4 protein-coding genes are annotated in these 6,909 nt (G+C 57.2%); all 4 read right to left on the bottom strand.

Annotated elements, in window-relative coordinates:
• Window positions 1-206: 206 nt before the first annotated feature.
• The 4 genes from HY962_17980 to HY962_17995 all read right to left on the bottom strand — a co-directional run bounded on the left by HY962_17980 (window position 207) and on the right by HY962_17995 (window position 6,572).
• Complete coding sequence (locus tag HY962_17980) at window positions 207-2,195, bottom strand: polysaccharide biosynthesis protein (GenBank protein MBI5648822.1); 1,989 nt, start codon at window positions 2,193-2,195, stop codon at window positions 207-209.
• Window positions 2,196-2,343: 148 nt separating this feature from the next.
• The gene (locus tag HY962_17985) at window positions 2,344-3,963 is read right to left on the bottom strand and encodes a hypothetical protein (GenBank protein MBI5648823.1); all 1,620 of its coding nucleotides are present in this window, start codon (window positions 3,961-3,963) and stop codon (window positions 2,344-2,346) included.
• Window positions 3,964-4,233: 270 nt separating this feature from the next.
• Window positions 4,234-4,833: a sugar transferase gene (locus HY962_17990; protein ID MBI5648824.1), complete on the bottom strand. Its 600-nt coding sequence runs from the start codon at window positions 4,831-4,833 to the stop codon at window positions 4,234-4,236.
• A gap of 215 nt (window positions 4,834-5,048) precedes the next feature.
• Window positions 5,049-6,572 carry a DegT/DnrJ/EryC1/StrS family aminotransferase gene (locus HY962_17995; protein MBI5648825.1) on the bottom strand — a complete coding sequence of 508 codons (1,524 nt, stop codon included), beginning with the start codon at window positions 6,570-6,572 and terminating at the stop codon, window positions 5,049-5,051.
• Between the last annotated feature and the right edge of the window lie 337 nt (window positions 6,573-6,909).

Consider the following 6,909-nt stretch of genomic DNA (forward strand, 5'->3'; position numbering starts at 1 on the left):
TCACACCGAGTGTGTCGAGGTGCGTAGGAGTGGCCTAATCATCTAATCGTCAGACCTTGCGGCGTAGCATCGTCGCCCCTCGACAAGCTCGGGGTGACACCATGTCGTTGTTCCTTTACTCATCCAATCGTCTAACCGTCTAATCGTCTAACCGTCTAATCGTCTAACCGTCTAACCGTCTAATCGTCTAATCGTCCAATCGTCCGCTACGACGAAACGCGCAGCCGCTCCACATGCTCATCGGGGGACATACGGTCAGGATCACCGATGCCATCCCGGTATTCGGGAACGATGGTGGTTATCAGCCGCACAAATGCTGCGCGGTCGGAATGATCGATACCCGACAGTGCCGAGCGGAGATACTCCTCGTACTCGTCGAGTGTGGCGATTCGTGTACCCTGCCCGTTGCCGTCAATCGGCAGGCCGCCCCACCCGGTGCTGTCGAATTTTGGATCCACAACAGAGAATATTTTTTCGTGTTTCGAGCGTGTGATGATTTCTCCCTCGCGGAACAACTCCTCGACGAGCTTTTCACCGGGTCGAAGTCCCGTGTACACAATGTCGACATCCTTGAAGGGTTTCTGTCCTGCGAGCGAGATGAGGTCCAGTGCCAGATCGAGCACACGCACCGGTTCACCCATGTCGAGCACGTAGATTTCCCCGCTGCCCTGCAGCGCCGACGTCTGCAGCACCAGTTGTACTGCCTCTGGAATAGTCATGAAGTAGCGGCGCATGTCGGGATCGGTGATCGTGACAGGTCCCCCCGCCGAAATCTGATCCATAAATATCGGCACGACACTGCCGCGACTGCCGAGCACATTGCCGAACCGCACGGCGACGTAGGGCGCGTCGTATTCGCGCCGGTAGAGCTGCAACGCGATCTCTGCCATGCGCTTGGTAACACCCATGATACTGCGCGGATCAACGGCCTTATCGGTCGAAATGAGTGTGAACTTCCGCACCTGCCGCGCACGCGCGCACTTGAGCATCGTGATCGTCCCGAGCACGTTGTTCGTGAGTGCGTCCACGACATTGTCCTCCATCAGGGGCACGTGTTTGTGCGCGGCGGCATGGTAGATGTACGCGGGTTCGTGCTCACGAAGAATCGACGATATGCGCTCCTCGTCCCGTATGTCGGCGATGAGCGTCTGCAATCTCAGCGACGGGTGTTTCTCGCTCAGTTCCCTGTGTATCGCGTGTATCGAATTCTCGCCATGACCGAGCAGACACAGCGACGCCGGCTGGCTCTGCGCAATGAGGCGGCAGATCTCGGATCCGATGGATCCGCCCGCACCGGTCACAAGCACGCGTTGTCCGTAGAGCATCTCCTTCACTCGCGACATGTCGGTTTTTACCGGATCACGCCGCAGGAGATCGTCGATGCGAAGATCGCGGAACTGGCGCAGCTCCACCGTGTCGTTCAACAGCTCGCTGACGCTCGGGAGTGTGCGCGTCTTGATCTTCAACGGTTCGGTGATGCGCAGTATCGACTGAATCGTCTTGCCCGAGGCCGAGGGCATGGCGATCAGCACCTGCGAGATCTTCATGCGTTTGCACACTTCGGGAATCTTCTCCCTGTCGCCAAGAACCGGAATCCCGTAAATCACACCGCCCCGTTTGCGTGGATCGTCGTCGATGAAGCCGACCGGCGTCAAACCTCCCGCGGGGTTGCGGAGCAGTTCCTTCGCGATCATTGTGCCCGAGTTTCCGGCGCCGATGATGAGAACGCTGCGTGTGGTGTCGAGGGCGGGTTCACGTTTCTTCTGTTCGGTGCTGTACATGCGCCCCAGCAGGCGAATGCCGCCGTGAATAACCAGCGACAACATCAGGTCGATCGCGGGCACAGAGCGTGGAATCGCGTGCGGTATCTTTGGAAAAAGCGGGAGCAGCAGCAGGTAGATGATGTTGAACGTGAATCCCGCCGTGAAAATCGCGATCAGGATCACCGACACTTCCTCGATGCTCGCGTATCGCCAGAGATGTTTGTACATGCCCAGCTTGTAATACATCACCAGCTTTATGACGATGGAGAATCCCGTGTAAACGGCCAGCGGCGCAAGGTAGGGTTGCCAGTCCATCATGTTGTCGAGCCGCAAAATCAATGCGATCGCGGGCACGATGGTCATTGCGAGCAGGTCGAACAACAGATAATGCCTGTTGCGCATGTGTATGACTACCGACGCGAATTCTCTCATGCTGTCTCAGTGTGAGCCGCGATCAGCATATATGTGATCCGATGTGTGCCCATACCAGAAATTGTAAATGCCGGAATAAATAATTCGTAATGTATGCTTTTCGGCCATCTCTGCATAATCACAACACGTGGCTCGGACGGTGGGGCGCTCAGTAGAGTCCGTACGAGACCGTCACCCCGAACGATACTCCCGGCGCCCAGGAACTTCCGAGGTAATCGGCCCATTCCTCACGCGCAGTGTGCTGCACGTCGAAGCGCGCGTACAGATCGTGCAATGGCATCCACCGCACGCCCGCACCCAGGACGCGCAGTCCAAACTCGGGGCGCGCCAAGAAGGCGGGCTGCACACGCGGCACTGTCAGCGGCGAGGGATAGGGGCGCGCAAAACGACCGAGCGTGAGAGAGAGATTCGCCTCGAGCCAGCGAGCGGGATGTACGGTGTGCACCAGGGTCAGGAGATCGGCGTTCCCCCCGATCCAATGACCCAACAGAACTTTGTGGGATGTGTATTGTTGCGTGGGATTCGAATTCGAATACACGTACGGATACACGCGCGAAAATTCCAGACGAGTTTCGGATGGCAGCCGAACAAATGGCGTGTATGCGTCAGTGACACGCATGCCGACGGTGTACGCCACATGATAGTCGAAGTTTGTCCGATCGCCTCCGAGCGCCTTGCTCAGATCCATCTCGTCAATGAAACCCGTACCGTAGAGCGTCAGGTTCCGGATCGGCGAGTATTTGACGTCGGCAAAAAACTGGGAATTGCCCGAGACAAAACGTGTCCACCTGTCCGCTGCACGGAATGAGATGACGGGAATCAGGAACAACACGTTCACATCACCACCGCCGTACACGATCGACTCTCCCAGTGCGGCCTGCAGATTCGGCAGAACACGCGCCGTCACCGAATGGGAGGCCATGTATTTCGTTTCATGAAATTTCTGACCCGCCCATGTGCGCGCGGTGTCCAGTATGTCCGAGAAAAGCCAGGCATGAAAGTATTCGAAATAGAGCCAGTCGGTGATGCGTATCTGGTAGTTGATCATCGGCACTGACGGCGCCTTGTCGGAGAAGATGATAGCGCCGTCGCGCCCGCTGCCGAGCTGCACGTCCATCTTCTGCACGCCCGCGACGAGCCACGGATTCGAATACCACATCTGTGCCTCGGCAACCTCGTATTCGTACGATGTGGCCGACGATGACGGGCCGCGGACAACCCCCTGCTCCCGTGTGCGGAATGCGAGCGGGTCGTAGGTGATACCGCTTACTCCGTTGTCGTACCAGCGCATGTATGCGCCGAGCCACGGTCCCACATACCCCCACGCCTGTATGCCGTTCGAGCGTCGGATGATATCGTCTGCATCCTGCCGTTTTGTGTACCCCGCGCGACCGACAAGATCCACCGCAAGATAACTCCGGGCCGGAGTCGCGGAGCGAATGTGCAACAGATTCCATCGCTCTTCCGTCGGTGTGATCACGGTGCTGTCGGAGGAATACATGCGGCGCAGTTCCTCGGCAAACTCCTCGCGGTAGAACGCGAGCTGCTCGCGGTCATACGAGGTGAGAACACGGATCCGGCCGAGTGAATCCAGCGCGCGGGCGATGTCCATGCGTGGAAGCGGACGTTGAAAATCTACCAATCCGATGCCGTACCGTGTTTCGATCCGGTCGAGATACTCGTATGCGGGATGCCGCAAGGGCAACATCACCGTCTGCGCCGCGGTCTGCACGGGAACGGCGAAGAGCAGCACGAGGAGGACCAACAACAACGGGACAGCGGGACAACACAATAGTGTCTCGCTAAGCGGAGTCGAAGCGCGACGGGACAGCGGGACAGCGGGACAGCGGGACAACGCAATAGTGTCTCGCTGAGCGGAGTCGAAGCGCGACGGGACAGTCTCCACTGTGCGGAAGCCCGTGAGCTCCCGTGGCATTCGTCTGTTGATACAATCCATGTTCCGTGTTCTTCCGTGTCTTCAGTGGATATATGCTGCTTTACCTCTTTACCCCGTCCCCCCCTTTACCCCTTTACCCCTTTACGCCTTTACGCCCTTCCGCAACACCGTGCGTACAATCAATCCGATATTATCCACGACACGCGCCCGATCGAACCACTCCAGATCGATACGTAGTTTTTCGGGCAGCACCTGCTCGATGTACACACGCTCGTGATCCTCGCCGCGAAGCAGGGAGCTTTCGTCAACAAATGTGAGGGAGGCGGCGCTTGTAATCCCCGGCTTGAGATCGAGGATTCTGCGGAATTCGTCGGGATAGTACTGTATATACCTCGGATCCTCGGGACGCGGTCCCACCAGACACATTTCACCGCGGAGCACGTTCACAAGCTGCGGGAGTTCATCGATTTTTGTGGCGCGCAGAAATCGGCCGATACCGGTAATGCGACTGTCGTTTGCGGAGGTGATTGCCGAGCCGACTGCCGCCGCATCCTGCTTCATGCTTCGAAATTTCAGAAGCGTGAACTCCACTCCTCCCTGTCCTACACGACGAGCGCGGTACAAAATGGGTCCTGGTGAGGATGAGCGTACCAAGGCACTGATCACGAGCAGAACCGGAGAGAGGAGAAACAGACCGGCGGCGGAAGCGGCAAGGTCGAGGATGCGGGGAAATCGCTGCATGTGCTAGTCTTCGAGACCGAGCATTTTTTGTGTGTCGCGCACATGGCGATGCACAGATTCAATGACTCCGCACGTCTTTGCAGCGGGATCCAAACCTTTTGTCGCATCAATCATTCGATGACCAGTCGAAGGGACATCGCGAGGGACACAAATTTCCACCGTTTCTGCATGCGGACAGGAGTTCCAGAATTCGAGATGTCGATTCCTGTCCGTCATCATTGTTGGGACTGGAGCACAATTCCACGCACTGCGTCACGGACGTAGTCAAACTCCGCGTCGCTCATCGAAGGGTACAATGGCAGTGACACGATGCGAGGCCAAAGGGCAGCCGCCTGCGGGAAATCCTCCGCGTGGTAGCCATACGTTTCCACGTAATAGGGATGCATGTGCAGAGGCCGCCAGTGAACGGAGCAGATAATGCCACGCGCCTTCATCTGCTCAATAAATTCCGCACGAGTGATACGGAGACGATCGAGTCTCAGTTTGAGAACGTACAAGTGATGTGCATGTAGATGTCCGTGCCGCCACACCAGCGGCTCCACGGTGTCGAGATCGGCAAAGGCCTCGTTGTATTTTTCGCTGATGCGCTGACGCGCGGCGCGAAACTCCTCTGCACGCGCAAGTTGGGTGAGTCCGAGTGCCGACGCGATATCCGTCAGGTTGTATTTGAAACCCGGTGCTACAAGCTGGTAATCCCAGGTACCGGTCTTCGCAAATCTATTCCACGGGTCCCTGTTCATTCCATGTAACGACATGAGCCGCATCCGTTCGGCCAATGCCGCATCGGTCGTTGTGGCCATGCCGCCTTCACCGGTGGTGATGGTTTTATTTGCGTAAAACGAAAAACATGTCACACGCGAGGTGCCGCCGCCGATCCGAGTTGGGAGTGGGGAGTGGGGAGTAGGGAGTGGGGAGTGGGGAGTAGGGAGTGGGAACGGGGAACTAGGAACTGGGAACGGGGAACGAGGAACGGGGAACGGGGAACTGGGAACCGTTTGATCATCCAATCGTCTGATCGTCTGATCGTCTGATCGTCTGATCGTCTGATCGTCTGATCGTCCAATCGTCCAATCGTCTGATCGTCTGATCGTCTGATCGTCTAATCGTCTGATCGTCTGATCGTCTGATCGTCTCATCGTCTGATCGTCTATTCGTCCAATCGTCTGATCGTCCAATCGTCCACCCGTCTCATCACTCGCGGACAACGCCGCCGGAAACGCATGCGCAGCGTCTTCTATCACCTCGCATCCATGACGTGCGGCGAGCGCGTGGATCGCGTGCAGATCGCATGGCTGACCACCGTAGTGCACAGGCAGGATCGCACGTACGCGCCGCCGGGTGTCGTCAAGTCCGGGCACGGCTCTGCCGCCTGCGATCTCGTCGAGGATGTATGCGAGATGTTCGACCGAGATGTTCATCGTGTCGGAATCGATGTCGACAAAGACCGGAATTGCATCGAAGTACCGCACAACTTCCGCTGTCGCTGCAAACGTGTGTGTCGGCACCAACACTATTTCCCCGCGCCGCACTCCCACGGCTTCAAGCGCGAGATGCAGCGCGGCAGTGCACGAGTTGACGGCAACCGCATACACGTCGTCGTCATTCCGCACGGCGTCAGCAAAACGCTGCTCAAACTCCTTCGTTTTCGGTCCGGTGGTCAGCCAGCCGGAGCGCAGGCACTCATCCATCGCAGCGAGTGCAGCGGGATCGTATTCGTAGCGGAAGAAGGGGACGTTCATTGCGTGAAGGGGTAAAGAGGTAAAGGCGTAAAGGGGTAAAGGCGTAAAGGGGTGAAGAGGTGAAGGCGTAAAGAGCTAAAGGCGTAAGGGCGTGACACGCGAGTTGTGTCACACCGAGCCCTGGAGGGGCGGCATTCCAAGACTCAATACAGGACCAACTCGCGTAGCTTCTCCATTTATTGCGAAAGTGCTATGGTGTACTAGCTACGATTAGACCTGACAGACGGTGGTTTGGTCGGTCTGATTCGAAGTCTCAAAAGATGTTGGTAATGTATCGAGGAGTTTTTCTTTTGCAAGCGGTATGGAATCGAGAAAGGTCTGCATCGGCGTCTTGCCA

The organism is Ignavibacteriota bacterium (assembly GCA_016218045.1).
Classification (GTDB): domain Bacteria; phylum Bacteroidota; class Ignavibacteria; order SZUA-365; family SZUA-365; genus JACRFB01.

What these genes read in the sequence shown, in the direction of transcription:
- HY962_17980 (MBI5648822.1), bottom strand. Translation starts at nt 2,195, where the DNA reads ATGAGAGAATTCGCGTCGGTAGTCATACACATGCGCAACAGGCATTAT.
- HY962_17990 (MBI5648824.1), bottom strand. Translation starts at nt 4,833, where the DNA reads ATGCAGCGATTTCCCCGCATCCTCGACCTTGCCGCTTCCGCCGCCGGT.
- HY962_17995 (MBI5648825.1), bottom strand. Translation starts at nt 6,572, where the DNA reads ATGAACGTCCCCTTCTTCCGCTACGAATACGATCCCGCTGCACTCGCT.